This window comes from Polaribacter marinus (assembly GCF_022662535.1).
Lineage (GTDB): Bacteria > Bacteroidota > Bacteroidia > Flavobacteriales > Flavobacteriaceae > Polaribacter > Polaribacter marinus.
Genome location: NZ_JAKQYM010000002.1, coordinates 277290 through 297885, shown reverse-complemented (window position 1 = coordinate 297885; position 20596 = coordinate 277290). Strand labels below are relative to the sequence as shown.

The 20596-nt window shown below is 29.2% G+C and carries 21 protein-coding genes; 12 read left to right on the top strand and 9 right to left on the bottom strand.

The features are described from left to right. The first annotated feature begins 72 nt into the window (after positions 1-72). The 4 genes from porX (at position 73) to MC378_RS04540 (ending at position 3973) form a co-directional block, all read left to right on the top strand. The gene (gene porX / locus MC378_RS04555) at positions 73-1620 is read left to right on the top strand and encodes a T9SS response regulator signal transducer PorX (protein ID WP_242177541.1); all 1548 of its coding nucleotides are present in this window, start codon (positions 73-75) and stop codon (positions 1618-1620) included. A gap of 323 nt (positions 1621-1943) precedes the next feature. Beyond that, positions 1944-2351, top strand: coding sequence for a tRNA (adenosine(37)-N6)-threonylcarbamoyltransferase complex ATPase subunit type 1 TsaE (gene tsaE / locus MC378_RS04550; protein ID WP_242177540.1), 408 nt, complete (start codon positions 1944-1946; stop codon positions 2349-2351). A 5-nt stretch (positions 2352-2356) separates the two neighbouring features. After that, complete coding sequence (locus MC378_RS04545; RefSeq protein WP_242177539.1) at positions 2357-3553, top strand: alanine dehydrogenase; 1197 nt, start codon at positions 2357-2359, stop codon at positions 3551-3553. Positions 3554-3601: 48 nt separating this feature from the next. Next, positions 3602-3973: a DUF4258 domain-containing protein gene (locus MC378_RS04540; protein WP_242177538.1), complete on the top strand. Its 372-nt coding sequence runs from the start codon at positions 3602-3604 to the stop codon at positions 3971-3973. 47 nt (positions 3974-4020) lie between these two features. Here MC378_RS04540 and MC378_RS04535 read toward each other — a convergent pair whose 3' ends face one another. After that, the gene (locus MC378_RS04535; RefSeq protein WP_242177537.1) at positions 4021-4698 is read right to left on the bottom strand and encodes a TrmH family RNA methyltransferase; all 678 of its coding nucleotides are present in this window, start codon (positions 4696-4698) and stop codon (positions 4021-4023) included. A 34-nt stretch (positions 4699-4732) separates the two neighbouring features. Here MC378_RS04535 and MC378_RS04530 point away from each other — a divergent pair, with 34 nt between their 5' ends. After that, on the top strand, positions 4733-5434 hold the full coding sequence (locus MC378_RS04530) for an SIR2 family NAD-dependent protein deacylase (RefSeq protein ID WP_242177536.1): 702 nt from the start codon (positions 4733-4735) through the stop codon (positions 5432-5434). 109 nt (positions 5435-5543) lie between these two features. Here MC378_RS04530 and MC378_RS04525 read toward each other — a convergent pair whose 3' ends face one another. The 4 genes from MC378_RS04525 to rpsF all read right to left on the bottom strand — a co-directional run bounded on the left by MC378_RS04525 (position 5544) and on the right by rpsF (position 7182). Beyond that, a complete protein-coding gene (locus tag MC378_RS04525; RefSeq protein WP_242177535.1) occupies positions 5544-6011 on the bottom strand; it encodes a DUF6495 family protein in 468 nt (155 codons plus the stop codon). 67 nt (positions 6012-6078) lie between these two features. After that, positions 6079-6525: a 50S ribosomal protein L9 gene (gene rplI, locus MC378_RS04520; protein ID WP_242177534.1), complete on the bottom strand. Its 447-nt coding sequence runs from the start codon at positions 6523-6525 to the stop codon at positions 6079-6081. Between the two features lie 15 nt (positions 6526-6540). Beyond that, the gene (rpsR, locus tag MC378_RS04515) at positions 6541-6837 is read right to left on the bottom strand and encodes a 30S ribosomal protein S18 (RefSeq protein WP_091893627.1); all 297 of its coding nucleotides are present in this window, start codon (positions 6835-6837) and stop codon (positions 6541-6543) included. A 3-nt stretch (positions 6838-6840) separates the two neighbouring features. After that, positions 6841-7182, bottom strand: a complete 342-nt coding sequence (rpsF, locus tag MC378_RS04510; protein ID WP_242177533.1) for a 30S ribosomal protein S6 — start codon at positions 7180-7182, stop codon at positions 6841-6843. A gap of 124 nt (positions 7183-7306) precedes the next feature. On the opposite strand from rpsF, the gene MC378_RS04505 reads away from it, so the two are divergent. Then, on the top strand, positions 7307-8206 hold the full coding sequence (locus tag MC378_RS04505; protein ID WP_242177532.1) for a sterol desaturase family protein: 900 nt from the start codon (positions 7307-7309) through the stop codon (positions 8204-8206). A 127-nt stretch (positions 8207-8333) separates the two neighbouring features. On the opposite strand, the gene mqo is transcribed toward MC378_RS04505, so the two are convergent. The 3 genes from mqo to MC378_RS04490 all read right to left on the bottom strand — a co-directional run bounded on the left by mqo (position 8334) and on the right by MC378_RS04490 (position 13826). Next, positions 8334-9806: a malate dehydrogenase (quinone) gene (gene mqo, locus MC378_RS04500; RefSeq protein ID WP_242177531.1), complete on the bottom strand. Its 1473-nt coding sequence runs from the start codon at positions 9804-9806 to the stop codon at positions 8334-8336. Between the two features lie 121 nt (positions 9807-9927). Continuing rightward, a complete protein-coding gene (gene priA / locus MC378_RS04495) occupies positions 9928-12372 on the bottom strand; it encodes a replication restart helicase PriA (protein ID WP_242177530.1) in 2445 nt (814 codons plus the stop codon). A 254-nt stretch (positions 12373-12626) separates the two neighbouring features. Further along, positions 12627-13826 carry a THUMP domain-containing class I SAM-dependent RNA methyltransferase gene (locus MC378_RS04490; RefSeq protein ID WP_242177529.1) on the bottom strand — a complete coding sequence of 400 codons (1200 nt, stop codon included), beginning with the start codon at positions 13824-13826 and terminating at the stop codon, positions 12627-12629. Between the two features lie 111 nt (positions 13827-13937). Between MC378_RS04490 and MC378_RS04485 the strand changes: the two genes are divergently transcribed. Then, positions 13938-14663, top strand: a complete 726-nt coding sequence (locus MC378_RS04485) for a class I SAM-dependent methyltransferase (protein WP_242177528.1) — start codon at positions 13938-13940, stop codon at positions 14661-14663. Further along, the gene (locus MC378_RS04480) at positions 14660-15337 is read left to right on the top strand and encodes a ZIP family metal transporter (RefSeq protein WP_242177527.1); all 678 of its coding nucleotides are present in this window, start codon (positions 14660-14662) and stop codon (positions 15335-15337) included. Before MC378_RS04485 ends, MC378_RS04480 begins: the two co-directional genes overlap by 4 nt. A gap of 9 nt (positions 15338-15346) precedes the next feature. Here MC378_RS04480 and MC378_RS04475 read toward each other — a convergent pair whose 3' ends face one another. Next, positions 15347-17530 carry an ATP-dependent DNA helicase RecQ gene (locus MC378_RS04475; RefSeq protein ID WP_242177526.1) on the bottom strand — a complete coding sequence of 728 codons (2184 nt, stop codon included), beginning with the start codon at positions 17528-17530 and terminating at the stop codon, positions 15347-15349. A 139-nt stretch (positions 17531-17669) separates the two neighbouring features. Here MC378_RS04475 and MC378_RS04470 point away from each other — a divergent pair, with 139 nt between their 5' ends. Genes MC378_RS04470 through lptB form a run of 4 tightly spaced genes read left to right on the top strand, consistent with a single transcriptional unit; the run spans position 17670 to position 20577 of the window. Next, complete coding sequence (locus tag MC378_RS04470) at positions 17670-18638, top strand: KpsF/GutQ family sugar-phosphate isomerase (RefSeq protein WP_242177525.1); 969 nt, start codon at positions 17670-17672, stop codon at positions 18636-18638. Next, complete coding sequence (gene tatC / locus MC378_RS04465; RefSeq protein ID WP_242177524.1) at positions 18638-19453, top strand: twin-arginine translocase subunit TatC; 816 nt, start codon at positions 18638-18640, stop codon at positions 19451-19453. Before MC378_RS04470 ends, tatC begins: the two co-directional genes overlap by 1 nt. Further along, positions 19443-19796 (top strand): carboxymuconolactone decarboxylase family protein, encoded by a 354-nt coding sequence (locus tag MC378_RS04460; protein ID WP_242177523.1) that lies wholly within the window; start codon positions 19443-19445, stop codon positions 19794-19796. The genes tatC and MC378_RS04460 overlap by 11 nt, the downstream gene beginning before the upstream one ends. 43 nt (positions 19797-19839) lie before the next feature. After that, a complete protein-coding gene (gene lptB, locus MC378_RS04455; protein WP_242177522.1) occupies positions 19840-20577 on the top strand; it encodes an LPS export ABC transporter ATP-binding protein in 738 nt (245 codons plus the stop codon). Positions 20578-20596 lie beyond the last annotated feature (19 nt).

The window sequence follows — 20596 nt, the reverse complement described above, 5'->3', positions numbered from 1 at the left end:
TATCATTTTAAAACTTCAAAAAAGATAAGAATTGGTTAATTTTAACGTTAGAGATTAAAATCAAAAAAATATATGAATAGCATACAAATTTTATGGGTTGATGATGAAATAGAATTATTAAAGCCACACATTCTTTTTTTAGAACGTAAAGATTATAAAGTTACAACCTGTACAAATGGTGCTGATGCAATTGATTTAGTTGATGAAAAGAATTTCGATATTGTTTTTTTAGATGAAAACATGCCTGGTTTAACAGGTTTAGATACGTTAGCAGAAATTAAACAAAAACAAGCAAATCTACCTGTGGTAATGATTACCAAAAGCGAAGAAGAATATATTATGGAAGAAGCAATTGGTTCTAAAATTGCTGATTATTTAATTAAACCTGTAAATCCAAATCAGATTTTATTAAGCTTGAAAAAAAACCTAGATAACTCTAGATTAGTTTCTGAAAAAACAACTTCTAATTACCAACAAGAGTTTCGAAAAATTTCTATGGATTTAGCCATGGTAAATTCTTATGAAGATTGGATTGAACTTTATAAAAAACTAATTCACTGGGAATTAGAACTAGAAAACATTAGCGATCCTGGAATGTTAGGTATCTTAGAAAGTCAAAAACAAGAAGCTAATAGTCAGTTTTTTAAATTCATCAAAAAAAATTATCAAGACTTTTTAACCTCACATGATAAGCCTACCTTTTCTCATACACTTTTTAAAGATTATGTAGTACCTAATTTAAGTAAAGAGCAAGGAGTTTTATGGGTTGTTATTGATAATTTACGTTACGATCAATACAAAATTTTAGAACCTTTTATAAATAATTATTATAAAAAAGAGCAAGAATATTCTTACTTCTCTATACTACCAACTGCTACACAATATGCTAGAAATGCTATTTTTTCTGGATTAATGCCTTCTGAAATGGAAAAACGACACCCAAATTTTTGGAAAAACGATACTGATGAAGGCGGAATGAACTTATATGAAAACGATTTTTTATCGGCACAAATAAAACGATTAGGTTTAGATATCAAACACGAGTATTATAAAATTACCAACCTAAAAAACGGTAAAGATTTAGCAGACAATTACAACGGAACAAAACAAAATGATTTAACTGCTGTTGTGTACAATTTTGTAGATATGTTATCGCATTCTAAAACAGAAATGGAAGTTATTAAAGAATTGGCTGGAGATGACAAAGCCTATAGAAGTTTAACCCTAAGTTGGTTTAAAAATTCTCCCTTATTTGAAATCATTCAAAAAGCACAACAATTAGGTCAAAAATTAATAATTACTACAGATCACGGAACCATTAATTGCAAGCATCCAACAAAAGTAATTGGTGATAAAAACATTAGTGCAAACTTGCGTTACAAAACCGGAAGAAGCTTATCTTACGAAGAAAAAGATGTGTATGCTGTTAGAAATCCTAAAGACATATTTTTACCAACTGTAGCAATGAATAGTCCGTTTATTTTTGCTAAAGAAGATTTGTTTTTTGCCTATCCAAACAACTTTAATCATTTTGTAAAATACTATAAAAACACCTATCAACATGGTGGAGTTTCTTTAGAAGAAATGATTATCCCTTGTGCTGTTTATAGTCCAAAGTAAAAAAGTAGCCCGTATTTAGCTGGCAGTAAGTAGTCACAGTTTTCAGTTTCATCAATACATTTATTTTTGAAGCTATTTCCAGCTTTACACTATATCTTTTTGCTGAAAAAGCAAAAAGGATGTCGTTTCAATCTGGGCTAAACTTGTTTGCCAACGGAAATTAATATAAAAAAGTCTGATCATTTTTTAATACTTGTTAGGCTTTTTATTTTATCTGATAAAATATAACAAATATATTATTTGTTTTAAGTCTTCATTAACTTTATATATTATTGATTGTAAACTGTAACTGAATACTAAATACTTTTTATATTTTTGCCTTTATGAACAAAAACTATTCTTTAGAAAACTTATCTGAAGTTGCTACGGAACTTATTTCATCGGTAGAAAATAAAATTTTATTGTTTCACGGTCAAATGGGGGTTGGAAAGACAACACTTATTAAAGAAATTTGTAAGCAATTAGGTGTTATAGATAATATCTCCTCTCCTACCTTTTCGCTCGTTAATGAATATAAAACATCTAAAAATGAAAGCGTTTTTCATTTTGATTTTTACAGAATTGAAAACGAAGAAGAAGCGCTAGATATGGGGATAGAAGAATATTTTGATACTAATAATTGGTGTTTGGTTGAATGGCCAGAAAACATAGAAAATTTACTACCTTTAGATGCTGTACAAATACATTTAGCTGTATTAGATAATGGTCAGCGAAATATTCAACTAAAATAAAACTTATGAGTTCATATTCTCCATTTAGTAAAGAAGAATTACTTCCTCAAGAAGAAATGTTAGAAATAAAAAAGCATAAAGGAGAATTATTTATTGGCTTACCAAAAGAGTCTTATTTAGGTGAAAAACGTGTTTGTTTAACTCCTGATGCTGTAGGTGCTTTAACTGCTAACGGACATAGAATTGTTGTAGAAACAGGCGCTGGAGATGGAGCAAACTATACAGACAAAGAATATTCTGAAGCAGGTGCCAAAATTTCTTACAATATTGAAGAAGCTTTTAAATGCAATATTGTATTAAAAGTTGCTCCTCCGACAGAAGAAGAAATCGTATATATAAATCCGCAAGCTATTTTAATTTCTTCTTTGCAATTAAAAACACAAAGTAAAAAATATTTTGAATGTTTAGCAAAAAAGAGAATTACAGCCATTGCTTTCGATTATATAAAAGATGAGCATAATTCTTATCCTATTGTAAAATCTTTAAGTGAAATTGCTGGTACAGCATCTGTACTAATTGCAGGCGAATTAATGAGTGGAGTTAATAAAGGAAACGGTTTATTATTGGGTAATATTAGTGGTGTCCCACCTTCAAGCGTTGTTATTTTTGGCGCAGGAACAGTTGGTGAATTTGCTGCTAAAACCGCAATAGGATTAGGTGCAAGAGTAAAAGTTTTTGATAATTCTATAACCAAATTAAGAAAATTACAAAATGCTCTTAATGCTCCAATTTACACTTCTACTTTACAGCCAAAATCAGTTGCAAAAGCCTTAATGCGTTGCGATGTTGCTATTGGAGCTATTAGAGGTAAAAATAGATCGCCAATTGTAGGTACAGAAGCTATTGTAGAAAAAATGAAAGAAGGTGCAATTATTGTGGATGTTAGTATAGACAGAGGGGGGTGCTTTGAAACTTCCAATGTAACTACACACAATACACCAACCTTTGTAAAACATGGAGTGATACATTATTGTGTTCCTAATATTCCAGCCCGTTATGCAAGAACTGCTTCTGTTTCTATTAGTAATATTTTTACACCTTATTTATTAAATATTGCCGAAGAAGGTGGTTTTGAAAATACAGCGCGTTTTGATAAAAGTTTACGAAACGGAATGTATTTTTACCATGGAATCCTTACCAACAGAACCGTTGCAGATTGGTTTGATTTACCATTTAGAGATATTAATTTGTTGATTTTATAAATTGATTTTCTCTTTAAAAAAACTAAATTTGCACTCTAATTTTCTACAATGCAATTATTAAAAAGAATAGGTTATTATTTAATTGGTGTTTCACTTAGCTCTATTGGGGTTTACTTTTTTTGGCAAAAGAAAAATGCAACCTTTGATTACGGAATGGATGCAAGAACTTTAAAAACCATTAGAATTAGAAAACGTATTTTTTCCGAAGAAGCTAAACAATCCATGTTGCAATATCATTTAGACTCAACAACAATTGCTACTATTTTAAATAATGGTGATGTTGATTTTGGAAAAGGTAGTCCTAGACAAAAGCCTTGTGCAGCGTATTTTATAACCGGAAAAAAAGAATTAGAAAAAGTAAGTTTATTAGTTAAAAGATGTGACTCTACAGCTACTATTGAAAAAGTAATTGTAAAGTAAAACACTTTTAATATTCTTCTTCAATTAGAAATTTATGATTTTTAGAATTATTTTAAATTTCTATTCTTAAGATAATGTTCTTCTATTTTATCTACATTTTTAATCGTTTTCTTAACCCAATCAAAATAGAGAATTTCCTTTTCTTCATTAGATAATTGCCAATTAACCTGAGAACTTCTAAGTTTTGTTGTTACATCTTGTAAAATAATTGCTGCTGCCACAGAAATATTTAAACTCTCTGTAAAACCAACCATTGGTATTTTTAAAAAGCCATCTGCTTGTTCTTTTACATAATCAGAAACACCCTCTTTTTCTACACCAAAAACAAAAGCTGTTTTTTTTGTAATATCAAAATCTTGTAACAAACAAGAATCGTTATGGGGTGTTGTTGCAATAATTTGATAACCTTTCAATTTTAAATGATCTAAACACATTTTTGTATTATCTCCATCGGCTCTATATCGATACTGATTCAACCACTTTTGAGAACCTTTGGCAACATGTCTAGAAACCTTATTTGTATATTTATTTTCTATAGCATGCACGTCTTGCACTCCAAAAATATCACAAGTTCTTACAACCGCACTTGCATTATGAGCTTGAAAGATATCTTCTAAAACTACTGTAAAATGTCTTGTTCTATCCTCTAAAACTCTTTTAAAAAGTGATTTTCTTTTATCTGTTAAATATTTTTCAAAATATTCTAAAAGTTCTTTGTCAATCATAAACACAAACATAAAATTATTATTTTAGCTATCGATGAAAAAATTAGTTGTTTTAACAGGAGCAGGTATTTCTGCCGAAAGTGGTTTAAAAACATTTAGGGATGCAGATGGTTTGTGGGAAGGACATAATGTAATGGAAGTTGCTACACCAGAAGGGTTTCATGGTAATCCTGAATTAGTTTTAGAATTTTACAATCAAAGAAGAAAGCAATTATTAGAAGTTTTACCCAATAAGGCGCATTTTAATTTAGCCAAATTAGAAACTAGCTTTGATGTAAAAATTATTACACAAAATGTAGATGATTTACACGAAAGAGCTGGTAGTAATAACATTATACACTTACATGGAGAACTTTTAAAAGCAAGAAGTACTGTAGATAAATCTATTATTTTAGATTGGAAAAAAGATTTAATTTTGGGAGATTTATGCAAAAAGAACAGTCAATTAAGACCACATATTGTTTGGTTTGGAGAAGCAGTTCCTATGTTAGACAAAGCCATTGAAATCACTAAAAAAGCTGATATTCTAGTAATAATAGGAACTTCTATGCAAGTATACCCAGCAGCAAGTTTGATAAATTATATAAAACCCAACACGCCTATTTATTTTATAGATCCAAAACCAGCTGTTTCTAAAAGTAGTTTTAATAATTTAACGATTATTAAAGATGTTGCCAGTTTTGGTACTGATAAGTTAATTAAATTGCTAAAAGTTAGCAAACAGGTTTACCCCTGATTGTAGCAATTGTTTGAGCTCTTTTTGAGATTGTGCTTCATAAAAATATCTTTTTATGAAGCACATCAAAAAAGCGAGTGCGAAAAGTAGGAAATAGCTTCTAAAAAAATTATGAAATTAATTGATTAAAATACTCAAATATTTCTCCTTTGGAAATAGCACTACCTTTCTCAATTAAATCAAAAATCTCTGTATTTCTATCACCATTATAAGGTTTAGTACCTTTAAAGATATCAATCAAATCATCTTTAGGGTTATTCATTAACCACTCAAACCCCTCTTGCTCTAGGATATTTATTTTTTTATTTATTTTAATTGCAATTCTGTGAATCACATTTTCATCGCATTTAAATAAATTTGCTGTTGTTTCAGAAAAATGCTCTACATAGCTGGTTTTAGTTAATACATCATCCCAAACTACATCAGAAAAAACATTCATTTCATCTTCTGCAACTTGTGGTTTTTCTTCTTTAATCTGTTTCCATTCTTTTGCATCTATACTTTGCGAGGCTAAAAAACGAGCAAATTCTTGATGTAAACTTTCAAATTGTTCTTTGGTAAGCTGTCTGTATTTCATATATGTACAAAAATAAAAAAGCTCGTTATTTCTAACGAGCTTTTCTGTGTAAAATTTAAAAAATTTCTTATTCAGAAACTACTTCAAATGTAATATCAGCAACTACCGCTCTATGTAATCTTACAGAAGCTTCGTATTTACCTAATCTTTTTACAGAACCACCAACAACTTTAATAAATTTCTTGTCTAATTCTGTTCCTGCTTTTGCAAGAGCTGCAGCTAAATCGATGTTGTTTACAGAACCAAATAATTTGTCTCCTGAACCAACTTTAGATGCAATTTTAATTTCATATCCTTTAACTGTTTCTGCTATAACATTAGCGTCTTCAATTAATTTAGCTTCTTTGTAAGCACGTTGTTTTAAATTCTCTGCTAAAACTTTCTTTGCAGATGAAGTAGCTAAAACTGCTTGTCCTGTAGGGATTAAAAAGTTTCTACCGTAACCGTTTTTCACAGATACAACATCATCTTTAAATCCTAAATTTTCTACGTCTTGTCTTAATATCAATTCCATATCTCTACTTCTTTATTATTTTAACATATCTCCAACGTAAGGCATTAACGCTAAATGACGCGCTCTTTTAATTGCTTGCGCAACTTTACGTTGATATTTTAATGATGTTCCTGTTAAACGTCTTGGTAAAATTTTACCTTGTTCGTTTACTAAATACATTAAGAAGTCTGCATCTTTATAATCGATATACTTGATATCTTTCTTTTTAAATCTACAATATTTTGCTTCTTTTTTTGTGTCTATATCTAATGGCGTTAAATATCTAACGTCAGCAGATTTACCACCTTTTGCTTGTTGTTCTATTGATGCCATTTCTTATTTTTTAGTAGATTTAACACGTTCAGTTCTAACTTTAGCCCAAGCTGCAGCATGTTTGTCTAATCTAACAGAAAGGTAACGCATAACGCTATCATCTCTTCTAAATTCTAACTCAAATGCAGTAATTTCTTCACCAGCAACTTTGTACTCTAATAAGTGGTAAAATCCACTTTTCTTTTTTTGAATTGGGTAAGCTAATTTTTTTAAGCCCCAATCTTCCTTGGAAATCATTTCGGCACCTCTAGAAACCAAATAGTCCTCAAACTTTTGTACTGTTTCCTTTATCTGAGTATCAGATAAAACGGGATTCAAAATGAAAACAGTTTCGTAATGATTCATAATTAAATATTTATTGTTTATTTTTAAGGCTGCAAATATACATACTTTTTTATATTTAAAAGCATCTTTTTTGCTTAATAATTAATTCATTTTTAGAATACTAATCACACTTAAAGATACTGATATGCATATACCTGAAATTCCTAACTTAATTCATTATGCCATTCCTTTTTTTATAATAACAATAATCATTGAAGTAATTTTAACTGTAAAAGTAAAATTAGATGAGTATGAATTTAAAGATGCAAGGACCTCTATTACCATGGGATTAGGAAATGTAGCAATTGGTTTATTTACAAAAGGAATTACATTAAGTCTGTTTTATTTAGTTTATAATTTTTTTCATTTATTTGAAATTCCTTTTGTTTGGTGGGCATGGGTTGTTTTATTATTTGCAGAAGATTTTTGTTATTATTGGTTTCATCGAATTAGTCATGAAAGTAGATTGTTCTGGGCAAGTCATGTTGTACATCATTCTTCTAAAAAATATAACCTAAGTACTGCATTAAGACAAACTTGGTCTGGTGGGTTTTATACGTTTATTTTTTGGTTTCCTTTAATTTTAATAGGTTTTCATCCAGTTATGGTATTGGTACAAATGTCTATTAGTTTAATTTATCAGTATTGGATTCATACAGAATTGATACATAAAATGCCTAAATGGTTTGAAGCTGTTTTTAATACACCTAGTCATCATAGAGTACATCATGCTACAAATCCTCAATATTTAGATAGAAATCACGCTGGAATATTTATAATCTGGGATAAACTTTTTGGAACTTTTGAACCTGAAATAGAGCAACCTATTTATGGTTTGGTAACAAATATAGAGACTTATAACCCTATAAAAATTGCTTTTGTTGAATGGTATTTTATGTTTCGTGATTTTTTTACTTCTAAAACATCATTATCAAATAAATTTAAATATTTAATGAAACCTCCTGGTTGGAAACATGATGGAACAAGTATTTTATCAACTGATTTAAGAAATAAATGGAAAGAAAATAAAAAAGCTAATGTTTAAAAGATTTTGTTTTTAATTGCCTTACAAGTAGTATGACTAGGGATTTTTTTTTTAAAAGAATCTCTGTATTTTATAAAAATTTCTTCAAATATATTTGAATACTTTTAATTTAGGAAAATTAAACTTATTAAAGATTTAATGCAATCCTGCTCTTATTCAATTCCTTAGCAAATAATTCTTTTGTGATTTTTGATTTATAAAAAGGAACTATTTGTTGTAATTTTTCTTTCCCTTCTTTAGAGTTTATAATTTCAGGAAATGCTTTTTCAATCACTTCTAACATAATAGACGTTGCGGTAGAAGCTCCTGGAGAAGCTCCCAACAAACACGTAATACTTCCATCTTTGCTAGAAATTACTTCTGTACCAAATTGTAATTTTCCGCCTTCAAACTCATCCTTTTTAATAATTTGAACTCTTTGGCCAGCTTTCATTACTTCCCAATCTTCACTTTTTGCATTTTTCACAAACTTTCGTAGAGAATCCATTCGATCTTCTTTACTCATCATGACTTGCTCAATTAAATATTTGGTTAAGGGTAAATTATGCCAAAAAGCACCAAACATAGAGGGGATATTATCAAACTGAATGGATTTGAATAAATCTAAATTAGAACCTTCTTTTAAAAACTTGGGACTAAAACCTGCAAAAGGGCCAAACATTAATTGACGTTTACCATCTATATACCGTGTGTCTAAATGTGGAGTAGACATTGGTGGGTCTCCAATTCCTGCTTTGCTATATACTTTTGCATTGTGCTGTTTTATAATATCTTCGTTGGTACAAACCAACCATTCTCCACTTACAGGAAAACCTCCATACCCTTCTTTCTCTTCAATTTCTACTTTCTGTAATAACAACAAACTTCCACCACCCGCACCAATAAAAACATGTTCTGCTTCTAAATTATGTTGTTCATCTGTTTTTAAATTTCTTACTTCTACCGTCCAATCTAAATCTGTGTCAGGATCTATATCTAACACTTCCATATTACAATGAACTGGCGTGTCAAATTCGTTTTTTAAAATAGCGAATAATTTTTCTGTTAACGAACCGTAATTCATTTCTGTTCCTCTATTTATTTTAGAAGCAGCCATGACTTCATCTTCTGTTCTATCTTTTATGATTAAGGGAAACCAGTCTTTCATCTTACTGATTTCTCTTGTATAATCAATCGAATCGAACATAAAATGTTTTTTCATTTCTTGGAATCTTTTTTCTAAATAATCTGCATTATCTTTTCCTAAAACCCAACTATGGTGTTTTACAGAAGTAATAAACTCTTCAGGGTTCTCTAATAAACCTTCATTGATTAAATAAGACCAAAACTGTTTAGAGGTTTCGTATTGTGTACAAATATCGATGGCTTTTTTGATAGAAATTTCACCATTTTTTTCTGGACAATAATTTAATTCACACAACGCAGAATGACCTGTTCCTGCATTATTCCAAGCAGCAGAACTTTCTTGAGCAACTTTATCTAAACGTTCTAAAATTAAAATATTCATTTCTGGTTTTAGCAGTTTTGTAATTAATGCTAAAGTTGCACTCATAATTCCACCACCAACACAGATTAAATCGTATTCTTTTATAAAACTCATAAATGATCTTTTATTTAATAAATATAATGTTTAATTAGTACTCGACTATACTCTAAAAGACAAGCTAATTGAAAACTGCAATTTCCTACTTCCTAATTCCTACTTCCTAATTCCTAATTATTTAATACGCATCCACGTCTATAATAAATCGAATGGGTCTAAAATCTTTTACAGCTTCAAATGTATTTTTAATTTTTGAAAGTTGATTTTTTGTATTTGCTAAACTTTGTTTAGGCGGAATTTTAATAACAATATTTTTAATATATTGATTTCTAATTCTTGAAACTGCAGGAGCTGTTGGACCTAAAACATGTTCACCAAAAGCACTGTATAAAGCTTTAAATAACCAGTTTACACCACTATCTACTTTATTATAATCTTTATGTTTAAGTGTAATTTTTATCAATCGATAAAAAGGTGGATATTTATATTGCCAACGCTCTTGTAACTGTTCTTTATACATTTCTGTATAATTTGTAGTAGAAACTTGTTGTAATATTTGATGATACGGATTGTACGTTTGTATAGCAACATTTCCTTGTTTTTTACTTCTACCAGCTCTTCCAGAAACTTGCACCATCATATCATAGGCACGTTCATGTGCTCTAAAATCGGGGAAATTTAACATAGAATCAGCATTTAAAATTCCAACTAAGGTAACATTATCAAAATCTAATCCTTTAGATAACATTTGAGTTCCTACTAAAATATCAATTTCTCTAGCCTCAAAAGCACCAATTATTTTTTGATAGCCGTGTTTTCCTCGAGTAGTATCTAAATCCATTCTTCCGATTTTAAAATCAGGAAAAAGTTCTTTTAATTCTAACTCTATTTGTTCTGTTCCAAAACCTTTGCTATCTAAAGTATTACTTCCACAAGCTCCGCAACTATTTGGCATTGCACGTTGGTAATTACAATAATGACAACGTAATTCGTTTTTAAATTTATGATAGGTTAAACTCACGTCACAATTAGGACATTGAGGAGAAACTCCACAAGTTTTACACTCTACAACTGGTGAAAACCCACGTCTATTTTGAAACAAAATAACTTGCTCTTTTAGGTCTAAAGCATCTTGAATTAATGTAAGTAATCTATCAGAAAAATGACCTTTCATCTCCTTTTTTCGTTGCTTTTCTTTAACATCAATCAATTCAATTTTTGGCAACAGTACGTTTCCGTGACGTTTATTTAAAACTACAAAACCATATTTATTTTGTTGAGTATTAAAATAAGTTTCTAAAGAAGGAGTCGCAGAACCTAATAAAATTTTTGCATTGTGTAATTTAGATAAAACAATGGCAGCATCTCTTGCATTATATCTTGGTGAAGGTTCAAATTGTTTATAAGAAGTTTCATGTTCTTCATCTACCACAATTAACCCCAAATTAGAAAAAGGTAAAAAGATTGAAGAGCGAGCCCCTAAAACAATTTGTGCTTTTGTTTTGTTTTCTAAAACATTAATCCACACTTCTACCCTTTCATTCATAGAGTATTTAGAATGGAAAACAGAAATTTGATCGCCGAAATAAAACTGTAATCGTGTAATAATCTGAGTAGTTAATGCTATTTCTGGCAACAAAAACAACACTTGCTTTCCTTGATCTAAAACCTCTTGAATTAATTTTGTATACACTTCTGTTTTACCAGAACTTGTAACTCCGTGTAAAAGTACCACGTCTTTTTCTTTAAAAGATTCTTTAATCTCAGAAAATGCTTTTTCTTGAAATTCATTCAATACTTTTAAAGAATTGGTATCACCTTTAAACTGAATTCTATCTGTCTGAATATGATAAAACTCAAAAATATTTTTTTCTACTAAGGATTTTAAAATAGAGGCAGAAACATTTGCTTTTGTTTCTAAGTCTTTTGCTTTTATTGGTTTTTTAGTAGACTGTAATTGAAAGAAAGTTAAAACTGCTTCTCGTTGTTTTTTTGCTCTTGATAATTCTGTCAACAATTTTTCTAAAGAATCATCAGAACTAAATTCTGAATGCAAACGAACATACTTCACCAATTTAGGTTTGTATTGTTCATAAATTTCTTCTTTAACTATAATTGCTGATTTTTTAATCAATGAGTTTACAATGGGCATTACTTTTTTCTTCCCTAAAATGTCTGCAACTTGATAGATGGTTAACTGTGATTGATGATGTAATGCTTCAAAAATTAAAAATTCATCATCTCCTAAAACAGATTCGTCTGTAAAAGTTTCGTTTTTATTGATAATCGTTTCACTTTCTAACAAAAATGCAGATGGTAAAGCAGCTCTATACACATCACCTAAAGAACACATATAATAGGCAGAAATCCATTGCCAATGTTTTAATTGTAGTTCATTAACTAAAGGAGTTTCATCTAAAATTTGATGAATGTCTTTAGCTTCATATAAAGTTGGTTTTGTTTGATGAATATTAAAAACCAATGCAGAATACATTTTCGATTTTCCAAAAGAAACAGCAACACGCATTCCTTTTTTCAAAAAAAGAGCTTCTTCTTCGGTTACAGAATACGTAAAGGTTTTCTGAATAGGAATGGGTAATATAACGTCTATGTAATGTAGCAAATAACTTATTTTTAGTTGTTTGTCATTCTGAACCAAGTAGGAAGCATAATCTCACTTGAATATACAAATTTCTCAATCGTTTTAAAACCTTATTTTCAAAATAACAAGTGGAATCAAAATTACATAAAAATCGCTACATTATAATTAAAAATTACGCACAAATAGAACAAATAAAAGAACTTATTGATTATGATTTAACTTCTAAAAATAGACATGATTTTGTAAATTCCTTTTTCTAAATAAGTCTAAAAAAATTAATCTTCAGAATTTGTTTCTGTATTAGAATCTGTTTCTACTTTAGGTTCTTTAAATTTACGTGTTCCTTCATATAGGTCGTATCTTACAAACTTACAATCTAAATCTCCATTTTTAAGTGCAATTCTTTTAGAGGTTCGTAAGCCTACAGATTTTAAAGCACCTGTATCTGAAGTAATCAACCAAGCTGTAGAACCAGGGTAATTGTGCTTTAATGTATCTCCTATTTTTTTATAAAATTCTTCTGTATCTATATTTAAACGCTCACCATAAGGTGGATTGAATAGAATTGTAGTATTACCAAATACTTCTTTTTTAGAGTTAAAAAAGTTTACATGGTGTACCCCTATAAACTCATCTAAATTCGCATTTTCTACATTGGCCTGTGCTTTTTGTACAGCAGATGGTGCTTTATCAAAGCCCATGATTTTAAAGTGTGAAGAACGGATTTTCTTTAATAAAGATTCTTGTATTGTAAAATATAAGTCTTCATCGTAATCTTTCCAATTTTCAAAAGCAAACAATTTTCTATTAATATTTGCAGGTATATTATTAGCAATCATTGCAGCTTCAATTAAAATAGTTCCAGAACCACACATAGGATCTATAAAATTTTCTTCGCCGGTATATCCTGACAATAAAACCATACCTGCTGCTAAAACTTCGTTTATTGGCGCAATATTAGTAGCTGTTCTATATCCTCTTTTATGCAAAGAATCTCCAGAAGAATCTAAAGAAACGGTTAACCATTCTTTTTGAATATGAATGTGGATTTTTACATCTGGGTACTTTAAATCTACATTAGGTCTTTTATGATATTTATGACGAAAATAATCAGCAATTGCATCTTTTGATTTTAAAGAAATATAATGCGAATTTGAAGTAAAATTTTTAGAATTTACAACAGCCCCTATTGCAAAAGTTCCGTCTGCGTCTAAATAATTTTCCCATTTGATTTTTTGAATGGCTTCATACAGATCTTCTTCATCGTAAATTTTACAAACTTTAATGGGTTTTAAAATTCTAACAGCAGTTCTTAAAGCAATATTTGCTTTGTACATAAAACCTTTATCTCCTCTAAAAGAAACACTTCTAATAGCCTCTTTTACATCTTGTGCTCCTAAATTTTTAAGCTCCTCTGCTAATACACCTTCTAAACCAAAAAGTGTAGTTGCCGTCATTTTAAAATCTTTATCCATAAATCACTGTAATTGTTTGCAAAAATACATTTTTAAATAGGATTTATACTAATTAAGAAATTCATTTTTAAAAACGTAAGATTTGGTTACTTTTACAGACTGAAAATACTTATGAAAACAAAAGATTGGTTTACAAATTGGTTTAATACACCTTATTATCATACCCTCTATAAAAATAGAAATGATACCGATGCACAGTTATTTATGAAAAATATAACTGAGTTTTTGGACTTGCCTAAATCTACAAGTATTTTAGATTTACCTTGTGGAAAAGGGCGTCACTCTGTATTTTTAAACTCTTTAGGATACAAAGTTACTGGTGCAGATTTATCTGAAAACAGCATAAAACATGCTAAAAAATTCGAAAACAACCACTTAAAATTTGAAGTTCATGACATGCGAGAGCCTATTCAAAATCAATATGACGCCATTTTTAACCTATTTACAAGTTTTGGTTATTTTGAAGATGATAAAGAAGATCTTCTTATTTTAAAGAATATAAAGCAAGGATTAAAAAAAGATGGTTTTTTTGTTTTCGATTTTTTAAATGCAGTAAAGGTAAAAGCTAATTTAGTTACAAAAGAAGTAAAAGTTGTAGACAACATTACCTTTAATATAAAGAGAGAAATTAATGATGGTTTTATATTAAAACATATTTCATTTTTTGCTGACGGAAAAGAACATTCCTATACAGAACGTGTAAAGTATTTGGATGTAAATAAAATGAAATTATATTTTGAAAAAGTAGGTTTTACAATTACAAATATTTTTGGTGATTATAATTTATCTACTTTTGATGCAAATACTTCTAACCGATTAATTATTGTTGCCAAGTGAATTATATCTTATTAATTTTATCTGTACTTATTGGTTCTTTATTGGTTTTTATAATGAAACCTAGTAATAAAATTGTACGTTTATTATTAGCTTTTAGTGGTGCTTATTTACTTTCTGTTACTGTTTTACATCTACTACCAGAAGTTTATACGGCAACTTCAAATTACAAAACAATAGGTATTTTTATTTTAATCGGTATAATTTTACAATCAATTTTAGAGTCATTCTCTAAAGGAGCAGAGCACGGACATATACATATTCATAATGATAACAAACAGTTTCCAACTTTGTTATTTATTAGTTTATGTTTACATGCTTTTTCAGAAGGGTTGCCTATTCATAATTCTGGAGATAATTTATTATGGGCAATTATTGTTCATAAAATTCCTATTGCAATTGTATTGACTACTTTTTTATTACATGAAAAATACTCAAAAAAAAGAGTGTTATTTTTCTTGTTTTTCTTTGGATTAATGAGTCCTTTAGGTGTTTTATTAGGAGATAAAGTTCCCTTTTTTATTACATATTCTACAGAAATAACAGCTTTAATTATAGGAGTTTTCTTACATATCTCTACAATTATTCTCTTTGAAAGTTCTGAAAATCATAAATTTAATTTACAAAAATTTACAGCAATTTTATTAGGTGTATTATTAACATTCTTTACTTTATAAAAAGAGAATTTAGTTTCCTACTTCGTTAATAAACTTGATCCTCATTAATCGAAGTTCTTCTTCATCATAATCTCCATCAAATTCGTCTAAAGCTTCCTGAATTTTATCGGTTTCGGCTTCCATAAAATACTCGTGAATTTCTTCTTGCTGGTCTTCATCTAGCAAATCATCTAAAGAATAATCGATATTTAATTTCGTTCCAGAAAAAATAATAGCTTCCATTTCTTTTATCAATTCACTAATTTTTAAGCCTTTCGATTTTGCGATATCTTCTAAAGGCAATTTTTTATCCGTATTTTGTATAATAAATAGCTTTAGTCCAGAATTCATCCCAGTACTTTTTACAATTAAATCGTCTGGTCTTAGAACATCATTTTCTTCTACATAATCAGCTATTAATGTTACAAAATCTTTACCAAATTTTTTAGCCTTTCCCTCTCCAACTCCGTGTACTTTAGAAAGTTCTTCTAATGTACATGGATATTTTAAAGCCATATCATCCAAAGATGGATCTTGAAAAACAGCAAAAGGCGGTACTCCTAGTTTTGTAGCAACTCTTTTACGTAAATCTTTTAAAAGTTTAACTAACTTTTCATCTGCCGCCCCACCAGAAGATTTTGCATTTGTTATAATAGCATTATCATTTTCTTCAGAATATGAATGATCTTCTGTCATCATAAAACTTGTAGGATTATTCATATAATCCTCTCCTTCTTTAGTTAGTTTGATAACTCCATATTGTTCAATTTCTTTTCGAATGTAGTTTACCACCAAAACTTGACGTAATAAGGCCATCCAGTATGAAGCAGACCTGTCTTTTCCTATTCCAAAATAATCTTGTAAATGTGTTTTATGTGAAGTTAGTAAAGCATTTTCTTTACCTATTAAAGTATTTACTACTTCTTTTGATTTGTATTGTTGAAGACTCAACTTGACTACCTTTAATAATTTTACGACATCTTCTTTAGCTTCGTGTTTTTTCTTTGGATTTCTAGAATTATCATCCATATCTGCACCATCCCCATTAATTTCATCAAATTCTTCACCAAAATAATGCAACAAGTATTTTCTTCGGTTCATAGAAGTTTCGGCATAACCCACCACCTCTTGTAACAAAGCATGACCAATTTCTTGTTCAGCAACAGGCTTACTAGCCATAAATTTTTCTAATTTCTCGATGTCTTTATAAGCATAAAAAGCCAAACAATATCCTTCACCGTCATCTCGTCCGGCTCTACCTGTTTCTTGATAATAACTTTCTAAACTTTTAGGAATATCATGATGAATTACAAAACGAACATCGGGCTTATCAATTCCCATTCCAAAAGCAATAGTAGCCACAACCACATCGCAATCTTCCATTAAGAACATATCTTGATGTTTTACTCGTGTTTTAGCATCTAAACCAGCATGATATGGCACTGCTTTAATTCCGTTTACTTGTAAAATTTGTGCAATTTCTTCAACTTTTTTTCTACTTAAACAATAAATAATTCCAGATTTACCCATTCTTTGTTTTACAAAACGGATAATATCTTTTTCTACTTCTTTTGTTTTGGGTCTTACTTCGTAGAATAGATTAGCTCTATTAAAAGAAGCTTTAAATCTATTTGCATCAGTAATTCCTAATGTTTTAAGAATATCTTCTTGTACTTTTTCTGTAGCTGTTGCTGTTAAACCAATAACCGGTACATTATCAATAGCCTTAATAATATGTTTTAAATTTCTGTATTCTGGTCTAAAATCGTGACCCCACTCAGAAATACAATGCGCTTCATCAATGGCTACAAAAGAAATTTTTTGGGTTCTTAAAAAAGTAACATATTCTTCTTTTATTAAAGATTCTGGTGCTACATATAAGAGTTTTGTTATTCCGTTTGCAATATCTTCTTTAACTTGTGCAACTTCTGTTTTATTTAGAGACGAGTTTAAAACATGAGCAATACCATGATTTTCAGAAATACCTCTTATAGCATCTACCTGATTTTTCATTAATGCAATTAAAGGAGAAACAACAATTGCTGTACCTTCTTTCATTAATGCTGGTAATTGATAGCATAGAGACTTTCCACCACCCGTTGGCATTATAACAAATGTATTTTTGTTACTTACTATACTTTTAATTACTTCTTCTTGTAAACCTTTAAACTTATTAAATCCAAAGAATTTTTTAAGAGGACCATGTAAATCCATTTATGTATATATTCGTTTAACATTAAAAACAAAATACAAACCTTTATATAGTTTGTTGAAACTATTTTTTGTAGTAAATTTGCCTGTTTCTTATATCTAAAGATATAACTTTTTTTTATTCTGATAAAATACTTTAAGCTTGAAAAATCATTCCACAATTATTGCAAATGCAAAAGAAACAATTTTAGCTGAAAGCAATGCTATTGCTAATTTAGCAAATTTAATTAATACAGATTTTGAAAATGCTGTTAAATGTATTATAAAATCTAAAGGAAGGGTAATTGTTACAGGAATTGGTAAAAGTGCCAACATTGCAACTAAAATTGTGGCAACCTTTAATTCCACTGGAACACCTGCCATTTTTATGCATGCAGCTGATGCTATACATGGAGATTTAGGGAATGTTCAAAAAGACGATGTTGTTATTTGTATTTCTAAAAGTGGAAATACTCCAGAAATTAAAGTATTGGTTCCGTTAATCAAAAGTTATGGAAATAAAATTATAGCTATTACCGGAAATATAGATTCTTTTTTAGGTAAAAATTCAGATTTTCCATTAAATACTTTTGTAGAAAAAGAAGCTTGTCCAAATAACTTAGCGCCAACAACAAGTACAACAGCACAATTAGTTATGGGAGACGCTCTTGCTGTTTGCCTATTAAAACTAAATGATTTTACAAGTAAAGATTTTGCAAAATATCATCCAGGAGGTGCTTTAGGCAAACGTTTATTTTTAAAAGTTTCAGATTTAACTAAAAACAATTTATTACCTAAAGTTAATGTTACAGATAGCATTACTAAAGTAATTATAGAAATTTCTGAAAAAAGATTAGGGGTAACTGCTGTTTTAAAAGAAGATAAAATTGTAGGAATTATTACAGATGGTGATATCAGAAGAATGTTAAGTAAAACTACCGAAATAAATCATTTTACTGCTAAAGACATTATGGGTAACAACCCAAAGACAATTCTTGAAAGTGCAATGGCTATTGAAGCTTTAGATACGCTAGAAAACAACAACATTACTCAAATCTTAGTTGTTGATGATCATCATAATTATGTAGGTGTAGTACACTTACATGATTTAATTAAAGAAGGTATTTTTTAATGGGAGAACAACAAAAAGAAATGTCCTTTTTAGGTCATTTAGAAGAACTTAGATGGCATTTGGTAAGAAGTGCTGCGGCAATTTTTATTATGACAATTATATTCTTTGTTTTTGCAGAACAAGTTTATAATCACTTTTTATTAGCACATATAAAATCTGACTTTATCACTTACCGATTATTTTGTGATTTCTTTAATTTTTTTGGAATGGATAGTGCTTTTTGTAATGTTAATTTTGATGATAAAAAACTACAGAGTATAAAAGTTACTTCTCAATTAATGAATTCCATTTGGTCTTCTTTTATTTTAGGTATTATTGTTTCTTTTCCTTATATTTTATGGGAAATTTGGAGGTTTGTTTCTCCTGGTTTAACAGCACACGAAATAAAAAGATCTAGAGGATTTATCTTTATTGCTTCTCTTTTATTTTTTATCGGTGTATTTTTTAGTTTTTATGTTATTGCTCCAATTTCTATTCAATTCTTATACAATTATCAAATTACAGATGCAATTCAAAACAGTTTTACTCTAGAATCACATATTGGACTAGTTACTAACATGTTATTAGGTGTTTCAATCTTATTTGAACTACCTGTTTTAATATACTTTTTAACTAAAATAGGTTTAATTACACCAGAGTTTTTAAAGAAATACAGAAAACATGCCCTAGTGGTTGTATTAATTGTAGCAGCAATTATTACACCACCAGATGTTGCCAGTCAAGTTATAGTAGCCATACCTATTCTTATTTTGTATGAAATTAGCATAAAAGTCTCAAGAAGAGTTATCAAAAAACAACAAAAAGATGCCAAGTAAAGTTCAAAAATTTAATGAATATCGTCAGAAAATGAACGATAAAATTTTAGCTTCTGATAATAAAGTAATTAAAAGAATATTTAATTTAGACACAAATGCTTTTAAAGAAGGGCATTTACCTGTAAAAACAAAAGAGTTATTAGGCTTAGTTGCCTCTGCAGTTTTACGTTGTGATGATTGCATTCAATATCATTTAGAAACTGCATATAAAAACGGTGTTTCTAAAGAAGAAATGATGGAAACCATGTCTATTGCCAATTTAGTTGGAGGTACAATTGTAATTCCTCATTTAAGAAAAGCATTAGAATATTGGGAGCTTTTAGAAGAAGAAAATACTTTATAATTACTTTAAGAAATCACTTTAACAGTTTTACTATCTTTGATGTATGATATTAAGAGCAGATAACATTCAAAAGCTTTACGGAAGCAGAAAAGTTGTAAAAGGCATTTCTCTAGAAGTTCAACAAGGCGAAATAATAGGCCTTTTGGGTCCAAATGGAGCAGGAAAAACAACTTCTTTCTACATGATTGTTGGAATGGTAAAGCCAAATAAAGGACAAATCTTTTTAAATGATGAAGAAATTACCGAAGACCCAATGTACAAACGTGCACAAAAAGGTATTGGTTATTTAGCACAAGAAGCTTCTGTTTTTAGAAAATTATCTGTAGAAGACAATATTATGTCTGTTTTACAATTTACCGATTTATCAAAAAAACAACAGAAAATTAAGTTAGAGTCTTTGATTGAAGAGTTTAATATTGGTCATGTTCGTAAAAATAGAGGGGATTTATTATCTGGAGGAGAAAGACGGAGAACAGAAATTGCACGTTGTTTAGCTTCTGACCCAAATTTTATTTTATTAGATGAACCTTTTGCTGGTGTAGACCCAATTGCTGTAGAAGATATACAAAGCATTGTTGCACATTTAAAAGATAGAAACATTGGAATTCTAATTACAGATCATGATGTACAAGCAACTTTAGCTATTACAGATAAAACGTATTTAATGTATCAAGGAAGCATTTTAAAAAGTGGAACTCCAGAAGAACTAGCTGCTGATGAAATGGTTAGAAAAGTATATTTAGGTAAAGATTTTGAATTGAAAAAGAAGAAAGTTTTTTAATTTTCTTAAACTACTTGCT

What these genes read in the sequence shown, in the direction of transcription:
- porX (WP_242177541.1), top strand. Translation starts at nt 73, where the DNA reads ATGAATAGCATACAAATTTTATGGGTTGATGATGAAATAGAATTATTA.
- tsaE (WP_242177540.1), top strand. Translation starts at nt 1,944, where the DNA reads ATGAACAAAAACTATTCTTTAGAAAACTTATCTGAAGTTGCTACGGAA.
- MC378_RS04545 (WP_242177539.1), top strand. Translation starts at nt 2,357, where the DNA reads ATGAGTTCATATTCTCCATTTAGTAAAGAAGAATTACTTCCTCAAGAA.
- MC378_RS04540 (WP_242177538.1), top strand. Translation starts at nt 3,602, where the DNA reads ATGCAATTATTAAAAAGAATAGGTTATTATTTAATTGGTGTTTCACTT.
- MC378_RS04535 (WP_242177537.1), bottom strand. Translation starts at nt 4,698, where the DNA reads ATGATTGACAAAGAACTTTTAGAATATTTTGAAAAATATTTAACAGAT.
- MC378_RS04530 (WP_242177536.1), top strand. Translation starts at nt 4,733, where the DNA reads ATGAAAAAATTAGTTGTTTTAACAGGAGCAGGTATTTCTGCCGAAAGT.
- MC378_RS04525 (WP_242177535.1), bottom strand. Translation starts at nt 6,011, where the DNA reads ATGAAATACAGACAGCTTACCAAAGAACAATTTGAAAGTTTACATCAA.
- rplI (WP_242177534.1), bottom strand. Translation starts at nt 6,525, where the DNA reads ATGGAATTGATATTAAGACAAGACGTAGAAAATTTAGGATTTAAAGAT.
- rpsR (WP_091893627.1), bottom strand. Translation starts at nt 6,837, where the DNA reads ATGGCATCAATAGAACAACAAGCAAAAGGTGGTAAATCTGCTGACGTT.
- rpsF (WP_242177533.1), bottom strand. Translation starts at nt 7,182, where the DNA reads ATGAATCATTACGAAACTGTTTTCATTTTGAATCCCGTTTTATCTGAT.
- MC378_RS04505 (WP_242177532.1), top strand. Translation starts at nt 7,307, where the DNA reads ATGCATATACCTGAAATTCCTAACTTAATTCATTATGCCATTCCTTTT.
- mqo (WP_242177531.1), bottom strand. Translation starts at nt 9,806, where the DNA reads ATGAGTTTTATAAAAGAATACGATTTAATCTGTGTTGGTGGTGGAATT.
- MC378_RS04490 (WP_242177529.1), bottom strand. Translation starts at nt 13,826, where the DNA reads ATGGATAAAGATTTTAAAATGACGGCAACTACACTTTTTGGTTTAGAA.
- MC378_RS04485 (WP_242177528.1), top strand. Translation starts at nt 13,938, where the DNA reads ATGAAAACAAAAGATTGGTTTACAAATTGGTTTAATACACCTTATTAT.
- MC378_RS04475 (WP_242177526.1), bottom strand. Translation starts at nt 17,530, where the DNA reads ATGGATTTACATGGTCCTCTTAAAAAATTCTTTGGATTTAATAAGTTT.
- tatC (WP_242177524.1), top strand. Translation starts at nt 18,638, where the DNA reads ATGGGAGAACAACAAAAAGAAATGTCCTTTTTAGGTCATTTAGAAGAA.
- MC378_RS04460 (WP_242177523.1), top strand. Translation starts at nt 19,443, where the DNA reads ATGCCAAGTAAAGTTCAAAAATTTAATGAATATCGTCAGAAAATGAAC.
- lptB (WP_242177522.1), top strand. Translation starts at nt 19,840, where the DNA reads ATGATATTAAGAGCAGATAACATTCAAAAGCTTTACGGAAGCAGAAAA.